We start from the raw sequence: 17,739 nt of genomic DNA, 5'->3' as shown, positions 1-17,739 counted from the left end.
TTATCCGTCGAGCCAGAGATGGCCAACGCCGCGACAGAAACGTGACGCCGTTCAAAAAGCGTTTACACTCGCCGAAAACGGATTCAGCCCTCAACTTCGCCGCTCGCCGGCCGATGACAGGGCATTACAACGACGGATACCTGCCATGCGTAACAACCAGCCGGTCACTCAGCGTGAGCGCACCTTTCCTGCACAACAACGCCTGATATCCACCACCGATCTCAAGGGGCAAATCAGCTACTGCAACGATGCCTTCGTCGAAGTCAGCGGCTTCACGCGCGAAGAACTGCTGCGCGCGCCACATAACATCGTGCGTCACCCTGACGTGCCGTCCGCCGTGTTCGAGCACATGTGGACGACCCTGAAGAAGGGCCGCCCGTGGATGGGCATCGTCAAGAACCGCAGCAAGAACGGCGACCATTACTGGGTCAACGCCTACGTCACGCCCGTGACCGAAAACAACCAGGTTGTCGGCTACGAATCCGTCCGTATCAAACCGACAGCCGAGCAAGTCCGCCGCGCCGAAACGCTGTACGCCCGCCTCAACGCCGGCAAATCGGCCGTACCGGCCAGCAATCACTGGCTGCCCATCGTCCAGGCGTGGATGCCCTTCATCCTGGTCAGCCAGATCGGCTTCATGATCGGCCACTGGATGGGCAGCAACTGGGGCTTCATCCTCGCTGCCGTGCTCTCCGTGCCGCTGGGTCTGGCTGGCATCGCCTGGCAGACGCGCGGCGTCAAACGCCTGCTGCGCCTCGCCGAGCAAACCACCTCCGACCCGCTGATCGCGCAGATGTACACCGACAGCCGTGGCGCCGAAGCGCGCCTGGAAATGGCCATGCTCAGCCAGGAAGCGCGCCTGAAAACCTGCCTCACCCGCCTGCAGGACACCGCCGAGCAACTGACCCTGCAAGCGCGTGAAGCCGACAAGCTCGCGCACAACAGCTCGGCCGGCCTCGAGCGCCAGCGCAGCGAGACCGAGCAGGTTGCCACCGCCGTCAACGAAATGGCCGCCACCACTCTGGAAGTGGCCAGCAACGTCGCCCGCACCGCCATCGCCACCCAGGAAGCCAACCGCCTGACCAGCGAAGGCCGCACCATCGCCGCAGAAACCCGCGAAGCCATCCAGCGCCTGTCGCAATCGGTGGGCGACACCGGCGAGACGGTTACCCGCCTGGCCCAGGACAGCAGCGAGATCGGCGGCGTGGTCGACGTGATCAAGGGCATCGCCGACCAGACCAACCTGCTCGCCCTCAACGCCGCCATCGAAGCCGCCCGCGCCGGCGAAATGGGCCGTGGCTTCGCCGTGGTGGCCGACGAGGTGCGCTCGCTGGCCCAGCGCACCGCTGAGTCCACCGAACAGATCCACGCACTGATCGCCAAACTGCAGCGCACTGCCGAAGAAGCCGTACTGACCATGGAAATCGGCCGCAAGCAGGCCGATGAAGGCGTCGAACGAGTGCTGCAGGCCGATCAGGCGCTGTCCGGCATCAGCGACTCGGTGGCCAATATCGCCGACATGGCCAACCAGATCGCCGCAGCGGCGGAAGAGCAAAGCGCCGTCGCCGACGAGATCAACCAGAACATCACCACCATCGCCCAACTGGCCGATCAGACCGCCGGCGAAGCCAACGATACCGCCAAACTCAGCGAAGCCCTGACCAACACCGCACAAGGCCAATACGCCCTGGTCGAACGCTTCAACCGCTGAAACGAAAGGCGCAGCGGCTCACCGCTGCGCCTCTCTCCTCCCCGCCCCGCTTTTTGTAGGAGCGAGCTTGCTCGCGATCTCCCTACGCCCTTCCCAACCATCCCAGCTTTCGCGTAACTGCCACTTGCCAGCAGTTATCCGACATGGTGTATAACCTCCCAAACACCCCATCGCCTCGCTACCTCCCGCGAGCTAGAGAAGGATCTTGAAAATGGCCAGGAAGGTTATCCACCAAAATCGCCCGCAGGTTATGCACCATTTGGTGTCTATTTATAGTTAGGCAAAGGCTGAATATGAACCAACATAAAGAGTATCTAATAAAAATATTTGAAGTTGGCGCGGCGAAATTTGGCATATGCTGCTTCATAATTGCGCTCATAACGCCATCACTTGGAAAGCTTGGCATATACGCAGCCTATGCAACATATCTCGCAGCATTAGCCTGCTTCTATTTTGCTACGTTTAAAATATGGTCGTCAGAGCAAGTTAAGAAATCTGAGACGCTCACAGTGCAGATACTGGAGGCAAGCGGGCGATTTTCAAGTGGTAATGGGCACTCCTTCAACAAGGCAAGCTTAAAAGCAGAGCTCTGCATAATAAATAATCAATCCACGCCGGCCAGTTTAAGCGACCTTATCTTCATCATAGAAGAAGATAAAAAATACAAGATCAAACTTCTAACTCCAGTGAAAGCCTTTAATAAAGTAGACTCCAGCACAATACAGAACTCCGCTGTTCTCGCACCTAATTCATCTCTACTGGTCACTCTGCAAGGAGAACTCGAAGGTAATTTCAGCAGCGCAGAAGAGCAGGCAATGTTTTTAAGAGACCACAGGCACCTGAGCGGAACGCTTAAATACAAAACAACTACAACCACAGCAACAAATGTGCTTACTCAACCAGCTGACTTCGACTTAACATATGTCAGAGAGCGCTTTGAGGGAGAGTGGCAAAAGCACAACCTTAAAGAGGCTCTAGCCATACTTTGTGCCTCAAATGCCTAACAAATGGTTCAAGTCGTTCGCTTCGCTCACTGCGGGACCGGCTAAAGCCGGCCCCTTAACCAAACGTTAGAGGAAATACGCGTGGCCATGGAACAAGGCACCGATGATCTTGCTGCACTTGAGGAGGCTTTCGGCCTACCTGAAAAATTCATCGACAACCTTATCAATGAAGATGACTGGTCTCTCATTATCAAATCGCACGCATTATTGGAGTCAGCGTGTGCAGATATGCTTTGCCATTACTTTGGGAAATACGAAATTGGCGACATATTTGCACACCTTGATATGAGCAATAAAAAGTATGGAAAAATTGCCTTTATTTCAGCCCTCAAGTTGCTAAGCAAGGCAGAGAGGCGATTTATATCCGAGCTTTCCGAGCTTAGAAACATGCTTGTACACAACGTATCCAATGCGACATTTTCTCTGGAAAATTACGTCTCAAGCCTAACCACAGACAAACAAAAAAATCTTCATTCCGCCTTAAATCTACGCCTAAAAATTGTTTCATACAAAAATGAAGTTATCGAAGGCGTTGATCTTCTAATAAAGAGACCTAAATTTTTAATCTGGAGCTCATTAACTCAGTGCCTAAGCAGCATTTATATTCAAGATGTTTTTGCAATAAAAAGAAATGAGTTACTGAGTAATGCTCTTGAGAAGATCAAAAGCGCAGGGCCAATTCATATTAAGCAAGAAGATATTCCTCTAACAATTGGTTCAGAGTCGTTCGCTTCGCTCACTCGGGACGGGCTAAAGCCCGCCCCTTAACCAAACGTTAGACGCTGCACAGCCACCGAAGGGAGCCCTCATGTATTCGCATGTATTTTTTGGTGTCACTGACTTTGAGCGTGCTTTAGTTTTCTATAACCCTTTAATGTCTTGCTTGGGCCTAGAAACTCGTTTCTGTGATCGAAGCAGGCCTTGGGCCGGCTGGCATAGCGCTGGCGGCACTCAGCCCCTCTTCCTCATAGGGAAACCATACAACGAACAACCGCATAATTGTGGCAACGGCAGCATGGTGGCTTTTCAAGCCAATAACCGTGCAATAGTTGATGCCGCCCATAAAACAGCACTAATCAACGGTGGTATTTGCGAGGGTAAACCAGGCTTGCGCCCTGAGTATCATGAAAATTATTACGGCGCATACTTCAGAGATCCTGATGGCAACAAAATTTGCATAGCTTGTCACGCACCTGAAGGCGCAGCTAATGTCCCCGTAAGCAGCGTCTAACAAGTGGTTCAAATCGTTCGCTTCGCTCACTGGGACGGACCAAAATCCGTTCTGTCGCTTAACCGCTGGTAACAATCCCAATGCCCTTCCCAACCGATGAACACCAAGCCCTTCTAAACGTTAAAGGCGTAGGCCCGACCGTCGTGCAGCGACTCGAACAGATCGGAATAAACTCCTTGCAGGAATTGGCCGAAGCCAGCGTCAGCGATATCGTCACGGCGGTAGCCGGTCAGCTGGGCTCGACCTGCTGGAAAAACAGCCCGCAAGCACGCGCGGCTATTCAGGCGGCCATCGATCTGGCCAAATCACGTCAGTAACCTCCCTCTCTTTCACTGCCAAGGAAAGCGGCATGCCTGCTCACGAGAAGATCAATTACGTCGAATACCCCAGCCGCGAGCTGCCGGCCACCAAGGCCTTCTTCCAGGCCGCTTTCGGCTGGCGATTCACGGACTACGGCCCCAATTACGCGGCTTTCGCTGATGAAGGCCTGGATGGCGGTTTCTTCAGCGCCGAGATGTCTGCACGCAGCGACAACGGCAGCGCGCTGATCGTGTTCTACAGCGCACAGCTGGAAGACACTCTGGCCAAGGTCGAGGCCGCCGGTGGGGAAATCGTCAAACCGATATTCTCCTTCCCCGGCGGTAGACGCTTTCACTTCGTCGAGCCGGGCGGCAACGAGTTTGCCGTATGGTCGGAGCCGAGCGGTCAGTAGTCATCCCTCGGAACCCGCAGCCCCTGTTGCAACCGTCGTTCCCGCACAAGCGGGAACCCAGAACGGCTCTACGGGCTCACGCCTGTACGGGAGTGACGGTGAGGGTAACCCCTCACTCAATGAGTGCTGGCGCGGCATATCCCGTTTGACCCACCGCCGACTCCGCCATTAACGTCCCAGTCTTTCCTCTCTCGGGCGAGCATCACTCTCGCCTGAGTCATGGAAGATCCCTGCAAGAGCCAAGGAGGTACAGGATGCGCATCATGGTGATCGGAGCCAGCCGAGGTCTCGGCCGAGCGCTGGTAGAGGGTTTGGCGCAAGGCCACGAGTTGATCGGGATTTCACGCAGCCGCCCTGCCGATCTCGCTACGGACATCCAGTGGATCGAGGCGGATATGAGTGATCCGCTGCGGGCCGTGGACGCCATCGAAGCACAGTCGCCTCAGCGTCTGGACGCGATCATCTACAACCTGGGGATCTGGGAAACTCGCGCGTTCGAGGATGACTACAGCTTTCTGCAGGACGACGACGCGCAGATTCTCGAGATGGTCAGCGTCAATATCGGCGCGGCCTTGCTGCTGCTCAAACGCCTGCTACCGCGCCTGCTCGGCGGCGCCAAGCCGCAATTGATCCTCACTGGTTCCACCTCGGCCCTGCCACAGAGTGGCCGCCCGGAAGTCACCTTCGGCGCCAGCAAGTTCGCCCTCAAAGGCATAGCCGAGACCCTGCGCGAAGGTTTTCGCGATCAGCGTCTGGCCGTCACCTGCCTGCAACTGGGCTACCTCAATACGCAGGATGGCCTGCAAACTCCGATTGAACAGGCGGCGCAAAATGGCGAAGGTCAGCTGATTCCACTGCACGATGTCGTCGCTCTGGTGCGAACGCTACTGAGCCTGTCCGATGCCAGTTACGTGCGTGAGCTGGTGCTACCGGCCATTGCCGATGAGCGTTTCTGAAAGAACAAGAACAGGTAATGGCCATGCAGAGAGTCGACCATATCCGCCTGATGGCGCGCTACAACAGCTGGATGAACGAACGGCTCTACGCGGCAGCTTCCACCCTGCCTGACGAAGCGCTGAGTGCCGGGCGTGGTGCGTTCTTCGGCTCGATCCTCGGCACACTCAACCATCTGCTGGTGGCCGACCGTATCTGGCTGGGGCGCTACACCGCGCACCCGGCCAACTTCCGGGCATTGCAGACGCTTGCAGGGCTGGAAAAGCCGACGCGCCTGGATCAACCGATGGGTGCAGATATCCGCGAGCTGGCTGCGCTACGCAAGCAGCTGGACAGTTGCATCGAAGCCCTGGCCGCCGAGATGGGCGAAGAGCAGCTGGATCAGCCGCTGAGCTACCGCAACATGAAGGGTGTGGCCGCGCAAAAGCACTTCTTCGCCCTGCTGATGCACCTGTTCAACCACCAGACGCATCACCGCGGCCAGGCTACGACGCTACTAACCCAGGCGGGTGCGGATGTCGGGGTGACCGATCTGCTGATGCTGATCCCTGACGAGCCATGAAATTGAACAAGTACCCCAGCAAATGATGCGAGCACTCAAGTATTTGCTGATCACCCTCGGCGCAGTTCTATGCTCCGCTCTTGTGATTGCAGTGGCGTTTTTGCTGGTGAGCATTGCCTCCACGGATACGGATGCCACTTATGAACTCAGAGGCCGCTACAAACCATCCACGGACGGCAAAACCTACCTGGTGATTGAACACGATAACGGTGGTGGCTGTGGAGCGCTCTCGGTAGACGATGAACGCTGGCCTCACCAGCTTCACGAGGCCGGGGAGATAATGCCCGGGACGCGCACGATCAAGTGCGGTGGGGAAATCGATATCGAGATCAAGCCCGGCAACATCTACTACTTCAATTATTGGGGCTCGTAGGCGCCGGAAAAACCGGTGCTCACGCGTTTTAGAGCCTAGCGCTGCAAAGGCTTCGCCCCGGGGCGGGGCTCCTACCGCATGGCGTCCAATAACCCTTGCAGGAGCAGCGCCGCGCAGGGAATAGGCTCTCGCGTGACGGCGATATATCGGTTAACCGCACGACGATGCCATATTTCCAGACGATGAGAGATCTCCTGCCACAGAGTTATTGTTACCCGCTCTTTTGGGACGTCAAAGCCCAGCCAGTTTCAGCCAGTGCGCGTAGAAACCCTCGGCCACCTGATTCAGTAACCTGACCTTCTCGCTCAGGCCTTCGCGCATCTCGTCGATGCTCTGCTGGCTCGGCTGGCTGGCATCGAGCAGGTGCGCCCAGTCGTCTAGCCAGAGCGCGATCAGATCTTCGGTCATCTCCGGGTGGCCCTGCAGCGCCAGCACTTTGTCGCCCCAGGCGAAGGCCTGGTTGTCACACCAGCGGCTACTCAACAGAGGCTGGGCGCCGTCAGGCAGCGAGAAGGTGTCGCCATGCCACTGAAAAATACTGAACGCTGCGGGCACATGCGCCAGCCAGGGGCTATTGGCTGCCTCCGGGCGGCGCTGCATACGCTGCCAACCCGCCTCGGTGTAGGCCATACGGCGGATGCTGGCGCTCAGTGCCTTGGCCAGCAGCTGGCCGCCCAGGCAGTGACCGATGATGGGAATGTCACGTGCGATGAAGCGCTGCAGCGCAGCCACTTCGTCGGCAATCCAGGGTAGCGGGTCATTGACGCTCATCGGCCCGCCCATCACGGCGACCGCCTTGGGCCGCTCCAGGTCGTAGCCGCGCAACTCACCCAGATCGACGCGCAGCACGTCGAAACTGCAGCCACGCGCTTGCAGCACCTGCGCCAGGTGGGCTGGCGGGCAATAATCGATATGAGTCAGGATCAGAACATCGGCCATAGCTACCTCCGCCGCGCAGTCTGCGCGAGAAGGATTGGCAAGTCGAGGTGGGCTGGGAATTGAAGCCATCGGCCGGACAACCGGCCGATGGTCTGTGGTGGGGAATACCGCTGCATTCACCTTTAACGCATGGCTGACGCTTTCACCTCCTGGGTAACGCCCCAGCCATCCATCTTGCCGCCCAGCGGGACGACAATGGACTCTAGGTCATGTTCGAACTCGCCGATACCGGCATGGGTGGCATACATCACTTTGCTGATTTGCAGGTGCCAGATGCCGTCCTCACGGGCGGATATCTGAGCGTTGAGCGACTCGCCGCGAAAGTTTCTGGCCGCCGTTCTGGCCCGCTCTTCGTCGGGAAAGATGGCGTAGAACTCGATCGGGTGAAACTGGGCGAAGTCGAATCCCCCTTCTTTCATCCGACGCAGCACCGAGGTGCTGGAGTCTTCGTGGAAGGCTGTGCTCATAAACGACCCCCTCTCAGGCTATGGATGGATTAACCGCTTTCCCAATGCGACCGTCCTACGGACGGTGTCGCGGCTCCTGCCGGAAACCTCTGAAAACGCCCTGCGTTTACAGAAGCACCCAATTGGCGCCGCCCCGAGAATCGAGCAGATGCTCGATGTGTCTACTGCAAGCGTATCGACGACTGCCCGGCAGAACACCGAACTGAAACCGTCTCCCGTAGAGTAGCTGCTACGAGAGAGATTCGCGCTATACAGAAAGCCTTTGTGACAAAGCCGGCGACCAGCGGCACTTGGCCATCGCGCCTCTTGTATGCGCTCACGGACGACTGAGCCAGCCCATCAGCAGCCTGTTGATCCACCCTGGTGTGATCTGCCCAAGATTGAACAGCAGCCCGAACTGCAACCCTACCGGGCGATGCACGCAGTTACCGTGAGCCTGCTTCCAGGCCGCCTCGGCGATCTGCTCGGCCTCCAGACGCACGCCCAAGCGGCGCATCACCGGCGGACGCTGCGCCTGACTGCGCACCATCGGCGTATTGACGAATGGCGGCATCAGATCACCGACACGGATACCATGCTCGCGCCACTCCAGCTCCAGCGCCTCGGTCAGCCCGCGCACGGCGAACTTGCTGGCCGAGTAGCTGGCCAGTTGCGGCACGCCATAGAGCGCCGAGGCCGAGCCCATGTTGATCACCTGCGCCTCTGGCGTGACCTTGAGATAGGGATAGGCCGCATGGCAAAGATTGAGCACGCCAAGCACATTGATCTGTACCAAACGCGTGTGCTGCTCCAGCTCGATATCGGCGAAGGCACCGGTGCGCAGAATGCCTGCACCGTTGAACAGCAGGCGCAACTGACCGCCGCTCTGCGTGCAGAAGTCGGCCAGCGCGGCCTTCACCGCTGCGGCATCGACCACATCCAGCGGCGCATGCCAGGCGCCGCCCAGCTCGGCGGCCAAGGCTGCCAGCACCTTTTCATCGACATCGAGCAACCCGACGCGCCAGCCCCGCGCGTGAAACAGCCGCGCGGTGGCGGCGCCAATGCCCGATGCGGCGCCGCTGACGAGAATGTTGTTCATCACACACCCCGCTCACGGAGAAAGGCTGCCACGCGGGCGATGGCGTAATCCGCCGCACGCAACATGCCGACATGCGCCTGGAACACGTGCCACAACCCCGGATAACGCTCCAGGCGCACGTTCACCCCGGCCGCCTTGGCGCGCTCGGCCAGGCGCAGACTGTCGTTCAGCAGCAACTCGTCTTCGCCCACCTGGATCAGCGTCGGCGGCAGGCAGCCAAGATCGGCGAACAGCGGCGACATGCCCGGATCGGCGCGCGGCAGGTCGGCCGGGCAATACAGCTGCGCGGCCTGCTCGATCCAACTGGGGTGGAGCAGCGGGTCGCCTGCTGGCGGCTCGTGCATCTGCTCGCCGGTGAAATCGGTGACCGGCGAGAAGCACACCAGTGCGGCAGGCACCGGTAGGCCGAGTTCGAGGATGCGCAGGCAACCGACCAGGCTCAGGTTGCCGCCAGCCGAGTCGCCACCAATGGCGATCTGTTCGGCTCTATAGCCGGCCGTCAACAATGCCTGGTAAGCCACCACCACATCATCGCGCGCTGCTGGATAGGGATGCTCAGGCGCCAGACGGTAATCCAGAGCGCAGACCTCCAGGGCAGCGCGTTTGGCCAGGCTGGCGCAGATGCCTCGGTGCGTGTCTGGTCCACCGATCATGAAGGCGCCACCGTGCAAGTAAAGCAACACGCTACCGCCGCTGACAGGCGGCCGGTGCCATTCGCACGGGCGCCCGGCCAGGGTATCGGCGCTGCGGCTTACTCCGCGCGGCGTCAGCGTGATGGCGGTTAGCGCGCGCAGCACACGACGCTGCCCGGCCACCGGCATCGGCGGCCGTACCAGGCTGCGGAAGAACAGACGCAGAAAACCGCGCAACAGGCCGCGCAGCAGCATCTGCTCGGCGGCGGGGGCTTTGAAATCAGCGGACGCAGTCATAGTCGGCAAGCTCCGGAGTACGGGTCATGAGGCGATAGGTGAAGGTGAACCCCGGCCAGTTGTTGGTGTGCTTGCCGGTAGCGGTCTTGTACCAGCTGTCGCAGCCCTGTTCCCATATCGTTCGATGAGTCGCTCGTTGCAACTCGGCGTTGTAGTGCCGTTGCACCGTCGGGCGCAGATCGAGGTAGCGCAGCCCCTGTTCGCGCAGCGCCTGCAGGCAGCCCAGCACGTAGGCGTACTGGCTCTCGAGCATATAAAGAATGGAGTTGTGGCCGAGGTTGGTGTTCGGCCCGTAGAGCAGGAACAGATTGGGAAAACCGCTGACGCTGATGCCTTTGTAGGCCTCGGCGCCCTCCTTCCAGGCCTGGTTCAGCTCCAGCCCATCGAGGCCGCGTATATGCATCGGCGCGAGGAAATCGGTGGCGGTGAAACCGGTGCCGTAGATCAGCACATCGCAGGGATGCTCACGGCCATCGGCCGTCACCAGCGACTGCTCGCGCACCTCGCGAATCGCCGTGTCGACGATCTCGACATTGGCCTGCGCCAGCGCCGGGAAGTAATCGTTGCTGATCAGAATGCGCTTGCAGCCCATGGGGTAGTTCGGCTGCAACCGCTCACGCTTGCCGGCATCGGGCATCCGCCGCCGCAGGTGGCGGGTGAAGCGGTGGCGGAACAGGCGCATCAGCCAGGGAAAGCGGATGAAGGCCAGCGCCCGGCCCTCGTGATGCAGGTATTGCAGGAGGCGGTCGGCGCGTTGCAGCAGGGGAAAACGCTGTTTGAGAGCAATCTCCCAGGGACTATAGGCACGATCCGGCTTGGCCAGCACATAGGCCGCCGAGCGCTGGAACAGGCTCAGGCTGGCGACCTTCGGCTGGATCTGCGGCACGAACTGGATCGCCGAAGCGCCGGTGCCAATCACCGCCACGCGCTTGCCGGTCAGATCCAGATCATGGCGCCAGCGCGCCGAATGAAAAGCCTCGCCACGGAAATGCTCCAGGCCGGGCAGTTTCGGGTAGGCCGGCCGATTGAGCTGGCCGCAGGCACTGACCAGCGCCTGCGTCTCGATCACTTCGCCCTCTGCCAGCTCGACACGCCAGATACCGCGCGCGGCATCGAACTCGGCGCCGAGCACTTCGCTGTTCAGACGGATGTGCGGGCGCAGCCGGTGTCTCTCCACGCACTGCAGGATATAGGCGTGGATTTCCGCCTGTGGTGCGAACTTGCGCGACCAGTCGTGCTTGGCCTCGAAGGAAAAGGAGTACAGGTGCGAAGGCACATCGCAGGCGGCACCCGGATAGCTGTTGTCGCGCCATGTACCGCCGACCTCGCCGGCCTTTTCCAGCAACAGGAAGTCATCCTCACCGGCTTTGCGCAACTGCATGGCCAGGCCCAGACCGGCAAAGCCGCTGCCGATGATCAGTACGCGCCAGGGCGCGTTCGTACGGGGGTTGTTATGCATTGTGATGACCCGTGTATGACGATGAACAGATGCTACTTGCCTCGCCGCGCTCAGGTTATGGCATAGTCGGCCAGAATATTGTGATTTTCGGACAATCCATGTCAGCCCCCTGGCCCGCACGACGCAGCATCATCAGCCTCCAGTTGCTCACTCAACTGGGGCTCGACCTTGGCTTGAGCCTGGACAGGTGCCTGCACGAAACGGGGCTCAGCCCGGTGCAGTTGGCCAGTTTGAACGGGGAGATCGACGCACAACGCGAACTGCAGCTGATCGCCAACCTGATCGAGGCGCTGCCCGACGCTGGTGATCTTGGCTTGCAGGCCGGTCGGCGCTACCACCTGACCACTTACGGTGCCTGGGGTTACGCCATTCTCAGCAGCGCCACGGTGCGCCAGGCCGCCGAGCTGGGCCTGCGCTATCACGGCCTGACCTATGCCTTCACCCGCATCAGCCTGAGCGTGGATGACGCCGTCGCCAGCCTGTATTTCGATGACAACGCCCTGCCCACGACGCTGCATGACTTCATCGTGCAGCGCGATATGCTCGGCGCCCTGGTGGTCGTGCGCGAGCTGCTCGGCAGCACACTGCGATTGCTGAATGTGGAACTGCGCCAGACGGCGCCGGCTGACGTTTCGCCATTCATCACTGCCTTTGGCCAGATGCCGCGCTTTGGCGCTACGCACAATCGCCTGGACTTTGACGCCGACCTGCTGGACAACCCGCTGCCACGGGCCAATCCGCAACTGGTCAGTGCCTGCGAACAGCAATGCCAGGCGTTGCTGACGCGCCATCAATGGCACCAGGGCCTGGCCGGACGGGTGCGTCAGTTGCTGTTGCAGTCGCCAGGGCAGATCGCCGACATGGAACAGGTCGCAGACCGTCTGCACCTGAGCAGCCGTACCCTGCGCCGGCGCCTGATCGAAGAAGGCACGAGCTTCCGCGCCCTGCAGGACGAAGTCCGTCAGACCCTGGCCGAAGAGCTGCTGGATGCAGGCGGCCTGAGCCTGGAAGAAATCGCCGAGCGCCTGGGTTACGGCGAGCTGTCGAACTTCATTCACGCCTTCAAGCGCTGGAAAGGCATCACACCGGGGCGTTATCAACGTGGCTCCTAGATCGCCGCTGGCTCCCCTGGTGCGCGCGGCGCACCCTACGACAAGCCCGTGCGCCTGGAACGCGCTTCATGTAGGGTGCGCCGTGCGCACCGCGCCCCAGCACACAGGCAGATCGTCGCAGTTTGAAAGTCATCTTCACGCTGACAAGCCGCAAACGCCGAGCTAGGGTGCCAGCCATGAACATCATCACGCTGCTTCTGCCCTACCAACCGCCCTGGGACTGGCAACAGTTCCATAGCCACTTCGCCCTGCGCGCGATCCCTGGGCTGGAGTCACTGAGCGCCGACAGCTACAGCCGCGGCTTCAGCCTCGACGGCACACCCGGCTGGTTTCGGGTAGCCCCGCTGCCGGGGCAGAACGCGCTGGAACTGCGCTGTCGTCTGGCCTCGCCAGCGCACCTCGATCAACTTGAGCAACGCGTGCGGCGCATGTTCGATCTCGACAACGAGCCCGAGGCGATTGCCCTGCACCTGAGCACTGACGAACTGCTCGCGCCGCTGCTGCGACGCAATCCCGGCCTGCGCCTGCCGGTGGCGTTCGATCCGTTCGAGCAGGCGGTGCGCGCCATCGTCGGCCAGCAGGTCACGGTCAAGGCGGCGGTCACCATAGTCGGACGCCTGGTGCAACGTGTCGGTACGTTGATCGAGACGCCGAGAACGCTGGACATCAGCCATCTGTTCCCCTCACCACAGGCGCTTGCCGAGGCCGACCTGAGCGGCATCGGCATGCCCGGTAAACGCGTGCAATGCCTGCAGCATTTCGCCGCGCGCATTGCCGATGGCAGCCTGAAACTGCATCTGGCCGACGGCAGTGCAGCCCTGATCGAGCAGCTATGCGCCCTGCCAGGCATCGGCCCGTGGACAGCGGAGTACATCGCCCTGCGTGCGTTCGGTGAGGCCGACGCCTTTCCCGCCAGCGACCTGGGTTTGCTCAAGGCGCCGGTATGGGGAACGGAGGGTATCGATGCGCGCCGCCTGAAAGCACGCGCGGAAGCCTGGCGCCCGTGGCGCGCTTATGCAGCCGCGTACCTCTGGCATAACTATTCGGGACGCTGAAATCATGCATTACCGTTACCACGACAGCCCCGTCGGTCCGCTGCTGATCGCAGCCGACGACAGCGGCCTGCAACTATTGCTGATGGAGCTGGACAGCCGGCCCTGGCGCATCGAAGACCATTGGCAGCCCGCTGGCCGTGAGCTGGACGCCGTGTGCAGCCAGCTCGATGAATACTTCGCCGGCAAGCGCCGTCAGTTCGAATTGCGCCTGGCGCCGCGGGGCACGGCATTTCAGCAGGCGGTCTGGCAGGCGCTGTTGGACATTCCCTACGGCCGCACCTGCAGCTATTCGGAGCTGGCCCATGTGATCGGCAGGCCGCAGGCAGTACGCGCGGTGGGGACGGCCAATGGCGCCAATCCTATCTCCATCATCGTGCCCTGCCACCGCGTGATCGGCCGGGACGGCAGCCTGACCGGTTATGCCGGCGGCCTGCCGCGCAAGCAGCAGTTACTGGAACTCGAGGGTGTGTTGCAGCCAACGCAGGCGCAACTGGCTTTGTAGCCTAAGGCGCGGGTATGCGCGCCAGAGGCTCTGCACGCGGGCGCAGTGGCAACGCCAGGATCAGCCCTTCGCCCGAGGCCGGAAAGATACCGGTCAGCGCAGTGATATTGACCTGATGGGAAACCAGCACCAACGGTGCGCCAGCAGGCAGCTGGTTGATCGAGCGAATCAGCTCGGCGGTCTGCCCGGCACCATCCGCGGGCTTGCCGAAGAACGAATCCAGCGCAGCGAAGGGTTGTACCGGACCGCGCTGCATGTTGCTGGCCGTGTCCAGCGCGCGGCACCAGCGACTGCTGAGAAGCCGAGGCTGTTCGATCCCCTGGCGCGCGAGCAGTTCGCCCCAACGCCGGGCCTCGGCACGCCCTTGAGCGTTGAGGTTGCGCTGGGTTTCGCATTGCCCCAGGCGAAAGTTCGCCGGGTCGCCCGTACCCGGCGCGGTGGCGTGACGCATGAGTATCAGCGCACGGCCTTCGCGCAGTGCCTGCCAGGCTTGCGCGTCATCTGCAGCCACACTGAACAGTGGCAGCAGCACCAGAACCAGCAGCCACAGGCGATTCATAGTCTGACGTTGCCACGCGGCCCCATCAGCGCCCAGATGATCAGACCGATCACCGGCAACAGCACGATCAGCAGAATCCATAGAATCTTGATTCCAGTTTCCGCGTTGCTCTTGACCACGTTGATGATGGCCCAGATATCCAGGGCCAGGATGACCAGGCCGATCAGCCCATTGAAGGTGGAACCCATGACGACACTCCTGTCTGAAAGGTTGCCTGCATAGGATAGTCGTTGATTGGTTGGGGTTCCCTCAGTCGCCCAGGCGCGGAAAGCGGCTGGCGATATCGTCACCGGTGCGTTCTGGTGTGTCTTCGCTCGGGCTCAGACGCAGCGCCAGCACGTGCGGCTCTTCACCCAGGTCGAACCAGTGACGCGTGCCGGCCGGCAGCGTCAGCAGGTCGCCACGCTCGCCCTGCAGCACATATACGTAGTCATCCAGATGCACGCTGAGTTGGGCGAAACCACCCAGGAACAACCAGGTACTGGCGCTCGACTGCACCAGTTCGTCCAGATACCGAGCGCGCAGCTCCAGTTTCTGCGGATGATTGCGCTGCAGGTTGAACAGCTCCTGCTGCACATGCCCTTCCTTGCCCATGAATGCCTGCAGCCATAGACCATAGGCCGCGTCGAACTCGGCCTGCTCGCAACCGGGGCGCAACGCAGCCGGCAGCTCCATCTGGCGATAGTCGATGCCCACCGCCGCCAGCGTGCTGGCGATATCGTCGGCGTGATTGAGAACCTTGTTCGGCAACTCCGGGGAGGTGTGCAGGTGGACGGCGAGACTGCTCATGAAGGGTTCACTCGATTCAGGGCCGCTCGGGCGGCAGACGGGTGGCAATGATGAAGGCTGCCAGCAAGGCTACCAGACTGGCGATGGCGAAGGTCCAGGCCGGGCCCAGGCCCTTCCAGCTATAGCCGGCATACAGCGCGCCCAACGCACCGCCGATGCCAGCCAGGCTGACATAGAGCGCCTGGGCCTGGCCCTGCTGGCGGTCGACGAAACTGCGCTGCACGAAATGGATACAGGCGGCGTGGAAAGCGCCGAAGGTGGCGGCATGCATGCACTGCGCCAGCAGCAGTACCGGCAGGTACTGGGCCAGGCTGCCCAACAGCAACCAGCGCACGGCGGTGATCAGGAAGCTGGCCAGCAACACGGCGCGCAGTGAATAGCGCTGCAGCAGGCGCGCCATGACCAGGAACAGCAGGATCTCCGCCACTACCCCCAACGCCCAGAACAGCCCGATGGCACCACGGCTGTAGCCAACACCCTCCAGGTGCAGAGTGAGGAAGGTGTAGTACGGGCCGTTGCTCAACTGCATCAGCCCGACGCTGACGTAGAACGCAAGGATGCCGGGGCGGCGCAATTGGCGTAGAAATCCCTCCGCCTCCAGCGTACTCGGGCGCAGCACAGGCTGTGCATTGGGCACCCAGAAGCTGCTGACGACGATACCGGCCATGATCACCAGCAGCGCCGCCGGATACGCGTCCAGGCTCAGCCACTCGAACAGCAGGCCGAGGCCGACCACGGCGACGATGAAACCGATGCTGCCCCACAGGCGAATCTGGCTGTAGCGCGCCGCCTGCTCGCGCAGGTGGGCAAGGGTGATGACCTCGAACTGCGGCAGCACTGCATGCCAGAAGAAGGCGTGAGTGGCCATGATCAGCGCCAGCCAGGCGTAGCTCTGGCTGAAGAAGATGCCGGCGAAGCAGACCAGGGTGCACAGCGCGCCGAAACGCACGATCAGCAGGCGCTGACCGCTGTGGTCACCCAGCCAACCCCACAGGTTCGGTGCCAGGCAGCGCATCAGCATGGGAATGGCGATCAACTCGCCGATCCGCGCCGGGGAAAAGCCCAGGTGGTCGAAGTACAGCGCCAGGAACGGCGCCGTCCCCCCGAGCAGGGCGAAGTAGAAGAAGTAGAAACCGGACAGCCGCCAGTACGGCAGGGCCGCGCTCATGCCGCCCCCAGGATCACAGTTGTGGCAGCACCGGCGTGGTGACGCGCACGTCGGCGTTCTGCGCGCGGTGACGCAGCAGGTGATCCATCAGCACGATAGCCATCATCGCCTCGGCGATCGGCGTGGCACGGATGCCGACGCAGGGGTCGTGACGGCCCTTGGTGATCACGTCAACCGGGTTGCCGTTGACGTCAATGGAGCGCCCCGGTGTAGTGATGCTCGAGGTCGGTTTCAACGCCAGGTGAGCGATGATCGGCTGGCCGCTGGAAATGCCGCCGAGAATGCCGCCGGCGTTGTTGGAGAGGAAACCTTCCGGGGTCAGCTCGTCGCGGTGCTCGGTGCCACGTTGGGCGACGCAGGCGAAACCGGCGCCGATCTCCACGCCCTTGACCGCATTGATGCTCATCAGTGCATGGGCCAGCTCGGCGTCGAGGCGGTCGAAGATTGGCTCGCCGAGGCCCGGCATCACCCCTTCGGCAACCACGGTGATCTTCGCGCCAACCGAATCCTGGTCACGACGCAGCTGATCCATGTAGGCCTCCAGTTCCGGCACCTTGTCCGGATCGGGGCTGAAGAAGGCGTTGTCTTCGACGCTGTCCCAGGTCTTGAACGGGATCTCGATGGGCCCGAGCTGGCTCATGTAGCCACGGATGACGATGCCCTGGGTGGCCAGGAACTTCTTGGCGATGGCGCCGGCCGCCACGCGCATGGCGGTCTCGCGCGCCGAGCTGCGGCCGCCGCCACGGTAGTCGCGGATGCCGTACTTGTGGTGGTAGGTGTAGTCGGCGTGGGCCGGGCGGAACAGATCCTTGATCGCCGAATAGTCCTTGGACTTCTGGTCGGTGTTGCGGATCAGCAGGCCGATGGAGCAGCCGGTGGTCTTGCCCTCGAACACGCCGGAGAGGATTTCCACCTCGTCGTCCTCCTGGCGCTGTGTGGTGTGGCGGCTGGTGCCCGGCTTGCGGCGATCGAGGTCGCGCTGCAGGTCTTCCAGGGAGATCTCGACACCGGGCGGGCAACCGTCGACGATGGCGACCAGCGCCGGGCCATGGCTTTCGCCAGCGGTGGTGACGGTGAACAGCTTGCCGTAGGTATTGCCGGACATGGGAAGACGCTCCGCGAAATTCAGCTCAGG

At 61.2% G+C, this 17,739-nt stretch carries 22 protein-coding genes; 12 read left to right on the top strand and 10 right to left on the bottom strand.

Features of this window, described 5'->3' with window-relative positions; all coding sequences use genetic code 11:
* Positions 1 to 145 precede the first annotated feature (145 nt).
* The 9 genes from GV002_RS07250 to GV002_RS07210 all read left to right on the top strand — a co-directional run bounded on the left by GV002_RS07250 (position 146) and on the right by GV002_RS07210 (position 6,547).
* Complete coding sequence (locus GV002_RS07250) at positions 146 to 1,711, top strand: methyl-accepting chemotaxis protein (RefSeq protein ID WP_160017705.1); 1,566 nt, start codon at positions 146 to 148, stop codon at positions 1,709 to 1,711.
* A gap of 293 nt (positions 1,712 to 2,004) precedes the next feature.
* Entirely contained in the window at positions 2,005 to 2,715 is a 711-nt protein-coding gene (locus tag GV002_RS07245; protein WP_160017704.1) for a hypothetical protein, read from the top strand.
* 81 nt (positions 2,716 to 2,796) lie between these two features.
* Positions 2,797 to 3,483 (top strand): hypothetical protein, encoded by a 687-nt coding sequence (locus tag GV002_RS07240; RefSeq protein ID WP_160017703.1) that lies wholly within the window; start codon positions 2,797 to 2,799, stop codon positions 3,481 to 3,483.
* A gap of 40 nt (positions 3,484 to 3,523) precedes the next feature.
* Complete coding sequence (locus GV002_RS07235; RefSeq protein WP_160017702.1) at positions 3,524 to 3,946, top strand: VOC family protein; 423 nt, start codon at positions 3,524 to 3,526, stop codon at positions 3,944 to 3,946.
* 80 nt (positions 3,947 to 4,026) lie between these two features.
* Entirely contained in the window at positions 4,027 to 4,263 is a 237-nt protein-coding gene (locus tag GV002_RS07230) for a helix-hairpin-helix domain-containing protein (RefSeq protein WP_079783468.1), read from the top strand.
* Between the two features lie 32 nt (positions 4,264 to 4,295).
* A complete protein-coding gene (locus GV002_RS07225) occupies positions 4,296 to 4,658 on the top strand; it encodes a VOC family protein (RefSeq protein ID WP_160017701.1) in 363 nt (120 codons plus the stop codon).
* A gap of 254 nt (positions 4,659 to 4,912) precedes the next feature.
* The gene (locus GV002_RS07220; protein WP_160017700.1) at positions 4,913 to 5,614 is read left to right on the top strand and encodes an SDR family NAD(P)-dependent oxidoreductase; all 702 of its coding nucleotides are present in this window, start codon (positions 4,913 to 4,915) and stop codon (positions 5,612 to 5,614) included.
* A 23-nt stretch (positions 5,615 to 5,637) separates the two neighbouring features.
* Positions 5,638 to 6,174 (top strand): DinB family protein, encoded by a 537-nt coding sequence (locus GV002_RS07215; RefSeq protein ID WP_160017699.1) that lies wholly within the window; start codon positions 5,638 to 5,640, stop codon positions 6,172 to 6,174.
* 22 nt (positions 6,175 to 6,196) lie between these two features.
* Positions 6,197 to 6,547, top strand: coding sequence for a hypothetical protein (locus tag GV002_RS07210; RefSeq protein ID WP_160017698.1), 351 nt, complete (start codon positions 6,197 to 6,199; stop codon positions 6,545 to 6,547).
* A 231-nt stretch (positions 6,548 to 6,778) separates the two neighbouring features.
* Here the strand turns inward: GV002_RS07210 and GV002_RS07205 are convergent, their stop codons facing one another.
* The 5 genes from GV002_RS07205 to GV002_RS07185 form a co-directional block, all read right to left on the bottom strand.
* Positions 6,779 to 7,486, bottom strand: a complete 708-nt coding sequence (locus GV002_RS07205; protein ID WP_160017697.1) for a type 1 glutamine amidotransferase — start codon at positions 7,484 to 7,486, stop codon at positions 6,779 to 6,781.
* Positions 7,487 to 7,608: 122 nt separating this feature from the next.
* The gene (locus GV002_RS07200) at positions 7,609 to 7,953 is read right to left on the bottom strand and encodes a ribonuclease E inhibitor RraB (RefSeq protein WP_017679242.1); all 345 of its coding nucleotides are present in this window, start codon (positions 7,951 to 7,953) and stop codon (positions 7,609 to 7,611) included.
* Between the two features lie 316 nt (positions 7,954 to 8,269).
* The gene (locus GV002_RS07195; protein ID WP_160017696.1) at positions 8,270 to 9,031 is read right to left on the bottom strand and encodes an SDR family oxidoreductase; all 762 of its coding nucleotides are present in this window, start codon (positions 9,029 to 9,031) and stop codon (positions 8,270 to 8,272) included.
* Positions 9,031 to 9,960, bottom strand: a complete 930-nt coding sequence (locus tag GV002_RS07190) for an alpha/beta hydrolase (RefSeq protein WP_160017695.1) — start codon at positions 9,958 to 9,960, stop codon at positions 9,031 to 9,033. Before GV002_RS07190 ends, GV002_RS07195 begins: the two co-directional genes overlap by 1 nt.
* Positions 9,944 to 11,419, bottom strand: coding sequence for a flavin-containing monooxygenase (locus GV002_RS07185; protein ID WP_160017694.1), 1,476 nt, complete (start codon positions 11,417 to 11,419; stop codon positions 9,944 to 9,946). The genes GV002_RS07190 and GV002_RS07185 overlap by 17 nt, the downstream gene beginning before the upstream one ends.
* A gap of 98 nt (positions 11,420 to 11,517) precedes the next feature.
* Here GV002_RS07185 and GV002_RS07180 point away from each other — a divergent pair, with 98 nt between their 5' ends.
* From GV002_RS07180 to GV002_RS07170, 3 genes are all read left to right on the top strand, one after another.
* Positions 11,518 to 12,531, top strand: a complete 1,014-nt coding sequence (locus GV002_RS07180) for an AraC family transcriptional regulator (protein ID WP_218580338.1) — start codon at positions 11,518 to 11,520, stop codon at positions 12,529 to 12,531.
* A 176-nt stretch (positions 12,532 to 12,707) separates the two neighbouring features.
* Complete coding sequence (locus GV002_RS07175; RefSeq protein WP_160017692.1) at positions 12,708 to 13,586, top strand: DNA-3-methyladenine glycosylase family protein; 879 nt, start codon at positions 12,708 to 12,710, stop codon at positions 13,584 to 13,586.
* 4 nt (positions 13,587 to 13,590) lie between these two features.
* The gene (locus tag GV002_RS07170; RefSeq protein ID WP_160017691.1) at positions 13,591 to 14,088 is read left to right on the top strand and encodes a methylated-DNA--[protein]-cysteine S-methyltransferase; all 498 of its coding nucleotides are present in this window, start codon (positions 13,591 to 13,593) and stop codon (positions 14,086 to 14,088) included.
* A gap of 1 nt (position 14,089) precedes the next feature.
* Here the strand turns inward: GV002_RS07170 and GV002_RS07165 are convergent, their stop codons facing one another.
* The 5 genes from GV002_RS07165 to aroC form a co-directional block, all read right to left on the bottom strand.
* A complete protein-coding gene (locus GV002_RS07165) occupies positions 14,090 to 14,647 on the bottom strand; it encodes a histidine phosphatase family protein (protein ID WP_160017690.1) in 558 nt (185 codons plus the stop codon).
* A complete protein-coding gene (locus tag GV002_RS07160) occupies positions 14,644 to 14,835 on the bottom strand; it encodes a PLDc N-terminal domain-containing protein (protein ID WP_160017689.1) in 192 nt (63 codons plus the stop codon). Before GV002_RS07160 ends, GV002_RS07165 begins: the two co-directional genes overlap by 4 nt.
* A 61-nt stretch (positions 14,836 to 14,896) precedes the next feature.
* A complete protein-coding gene (locus GV002_RS07155; protein ID WP_160017688.1) occupies positions 14,897 to 15,436 on the bottom strand; it encodes an acireductone dioxygenase in 540 nt (179 codons plus the stop codon).
* Between the two features lie 16 nt (positions 15,437 to 15,452).
* Positions 15,453 to 16,604 (bottom strand): MFS transporter, encoded by a 1,152-nt coding sequence (locus tag GV002_RS07150; RefSeq protein ID WP_160017687.1) that lies wholly within the window; start codon positions 16,602 to 16,604, stop codon positions 15,453 to 15,455.
* Positions 16,605 to 16,617: 13 nt separating this feature from the next.
* Positions 16,618 to 17,709: a chorismate synthase gene (gene aroC, locus GV002_RS07145; RefSeq protein WP_160017686.1), complete on the bottom strand. Its 1,092-nt coding sequence runs from the start codon at positions 17,707 to 17,709 to the stop codon at positions 16,618 to 16,620.
* Between the last annotated feature and the right edge of the window lie 30 nt (positions 17,710 to 17,739).

The organism is Pseudomonas sp. 8O (genome assembly GCF_902506495.1).
Classification (GTDB): Bacteria; Pseudomonadota; Gammaproteobacteria; order Pseudomonadales; family Pseudomonadaceae; genus Aquipseudomonas; species Aquipseudomonas chaetocerotis.
Note: the sequence above shows the minus strand (reverse complement) of the source record. Positions and strands in the feature narration are given on the sequence as shown.